This window comes from Zhongshania aquatica, assembly GCF_027257955.1.
In the GTDB taxonomy this organism is placed as follows: domain Bacteria; phylum Pseudomonadota; class Gammaproteobacteria; order Pseudomonadales; family Spongiibacteraceae; genus Spongiibacter; species Spongiibacter aquatica.
In genome coordinates, this window is record NZ_JANZNQ010000069.1 from 1 (window position 1) to 2,468 (window position 2,468).

The 2,468-nt window shown below is 43.2% G+C and carries 6 protein-coding genes; all 6 read left to right on the forward strand.

The genetic code is table 11. From position 1 onward, the window contains the following. Positions 1–8 precede the first annotated feature (8 nt). The gene (locus O9X78_RS20990) at positions 9–152 is read left to right on the forward strand and encodes an IS3 family transposase (RefSeq protein WP_350339251.1); all 144 of its coding nucleotides are present in this window, start codon (positions 9–11) and stop codon (positions 150–152) included. A gap of 92 nt (positions 153–244) precedes the next feature. Next, positions 245–619 carry a hypothetical protein gene (locus O9X78_RS20540; protein ID WP_269621555.1) on the forward strand — a complete coding sequence of 125 codons (375 nt, stop codon included), beginning with the start codon at positions 245–247 and terminating at the stop codon, positions 617–619. Positions 620–659: 40 nt separating this feature from the next. Then, complete coding sequence (locus O9X78_RS20545) at positions 660–992, forward strand: hypothetical protein (RefSeq protein ID WP_269621556.1); 333 nt, start codon at positions 660–662, stop codon at positions 990–992. 97 nt (positions 993–1,089) lie between these two features. Next, positions 1,090–1,425: a hypothetical protein gene (locus tag O9X78_RS20550; RefSeq protein WP_269621557.1), complete on the forward strand. Its 336-nt coding sequence runs from the start codon at positions 1,090–1,092 to the stop codon at positions 1,423–1,425. A gap of 115 nt (positions 1,426–1,540) precedes the next feature. Beyond that, complete coding sequence (locus O9X78_RS20555; RefSeq protein WP_269621558.1) at positions 1,541–1,813, forward strand: hypothetical protein; 273 nt, start codon at positions 1,541–1,543, stop codon at positions 1,811–1,813. A gap of 53 nt (positions 1,814–1,866) precedes the next feature. Continuing rightward, positions 1,867–2,334 carry a hypothetical protein gene (locus O9X78_RS20560; RefSeq protein WP_269621559.1) on the forward strand — a complete coding sequence of 156 codons (468 nt, stop codon included), beginning with the start codon at positions 1,867–1,869 and terminating at the stop codon, positions 2,332–2,334. The last annotated feature ends 134 nt before the right edge of the window (positions 2,335–2,468 follow it).

Genomic DNA, 2,468 nt, shown 5'->3' on the forward strand with positions numbered 1-2,468 from the left:
AAGGCGAGTTGATACGAGGAACTAGCTTTCAATCTGGCGATGAACTGAAGTATGCTTTAGCTCGTTATATCAACAACTTTTATAATAGTAAAAGGCTGCATTCGGGAATTGGTTACTATTCCCCAATGGAATATGAGCGAATGGCCGCATGAAAACTAATGTGTCCGTTTTATTGGGGTAAGATCAACAATTCTCCGCTTCGCTACAAATTGTCCGGTGTTGCGGGCGTTAGGCACAAGAAAACATGAACGTCCGAAATATTTCTGTCTACGTTGCATCCACTGGCATTTTGGCGGCAATCGGTTTTGTCGCTGTTGGTTTGGCCTTTGCAGCTCTATTTCTTGAAGGCCGAAGTGGTGTTTTGGGATTCTTATTAATTATTGCGGCTTTTTTGATTCCTTCAGTTGGTTCCTATTACGTCGTAAGGAAAATGGAAGTTGTTTGGTGGTACCCAGCATTGGCGTCAACAGCACCAGGGCTGGTGTGGTTCGCGCAAGGGTTATTGGAGCCCCACACGAATCCGACAGTCTTGTTGGTGCCCATTTTTCTTTTGCTTCTGTTAACAGCACCAACAGGGAGAATCGCTCATGCCCAAAAGCGTAATATGCCTAACAAGTAGCTCTTGGCGTTCGTCGCGCAGCTCCTCACTGGGACGTTGAATGGCCAGCGCTGAAAAAATGCAAATTTTGAAAAACAGAATATTTGTGACTGTCATAGCGACGGCTTTATACGTTGCGCTATTTTCTCTTTCTTATACGATTGAGAAGTCCAGCACCGGATATAATAATTCTAGCTATTATATTTTATTAGGACCTTTTGCTTTTATTTTTCTAAATCCGCCAGACAGTTGGATTGGGCCAGTACTTATTAGCACGACACCGTGGGCAATCGCACTTATATTCAAAAACAAATTTGTGCGATATTGCTCACTTGGTTTCGGAGTTTTGCTGTGGCTATTTCTAGGAATTATAGCTCAGGCATTACAGTTGTAGACCATTTAACAAACAGTTCAATCGGCCCTTTGGGTCTCTAGGACAAGTGGCTACGCCACTTGCCCCTTAACAAGGGCGTTATGTGTAAAGAGAGAGTATGGAGTCAATGTTCGTAATTCTATTCTTAGTATTTATGCTGGGCATGGGGATATTTTTGGTCATGTATGCTCGCGTGCTCACGGCAATAGTTGATCGCTCAAACTCAAGTGGTGTTCAAATTTTCGGTGCGAGCTATAAAAATATATATCACCTCATGGCTGATATTAGCTTTCTAAATACGCTTTGGGCAAAGGACTGTCATAAACAAATAACAGACCCCGAGCTATCTGGGTTGGTGGCAAAAGCACATCGCATGCTGAGGGCTCAGGTGTTAGTCGGCCTGCTTATATTTTTTGTTCCTTTATTCATCGCGGTGGTAAAAATCAGTGGTTAAACACATAACAAGCGCATGTTGTTCGCCCCTTCGGGGCTGGGACCTTCGTTACGCTGCGCTACACTACGGCCCCAAATGCGGGCGTTATGAGGTTTCCAGTTGAGAGGTATAGCGGGTGAAAGGTGTTGAAAATACTCAGATATATAAGGCTAATACCTATAGCTTGGTTCGCGCATACCTAATGGTATGTGTGGGCTTGATTGTGTTGCTGGTTGGAGTGCTCGCGAAATTTAATATATATGTTCAAGACCTGTTTCCAGCGTTAGCTAAAGAAAACATTCAAAATATCATCATGGCCTTATCGTTGCCCTATATTGCAAACGGAGCATATCGCGTATTCAATTTGGTTCAGGAAAGAAAACGGATCGCCGATGAAAATAACTCATAACAAGGCGGTGTTGTCACCGTTGCGCTAGTCGTTAGGCACTGCAGGAAACCCTCATGAGTCTGAAAAACTCTATTATTAAACACTCGGTCCAATCTATATTGGCTCTTTCAGCATGGATGGCTCGCAAAGAGTCTTTAAATGCAGTAACCGAAAGGTTCATGAATTTTATAGCAAGGACAACAATCAAGTCTAAGAAAATTCGTGAAGCACAAAATCTTGAAGATCTTGGCAAGCAATGGCAGCGAGGGTTTCCTTTAGCGAAACAAGTTCCAATCAAAGAAATCACAGCTGATACCGTGTATGCAGAAATACACACTCCATGTCCCCTCCGAGACACTGGTGATGTACATGCGTGTTACCGAATGATGCAGTTCGATAGAGAGGTAGTGAGAAAAGCAGGCGGACAATTCATCGTGCTCTCGTCTCAAGCAACACCTGGGAACACTTTTTGCCAAGTGGCAATGAGAAGAAAAGATATGATCATTAACGATTTAACCCCAGCACACAAAAAAACCAAGTAGCTCTCGGAGTGGTGTGGTAATCACCCCGATAAATAGCTGGAGCGATAAGTAGAATTTTCTCATAATAGTTTGAAGGAGATTCTGCATGAAAGTACCCCGTTATTCAGATAGCCAGATTATGGCCATTCTTAAGC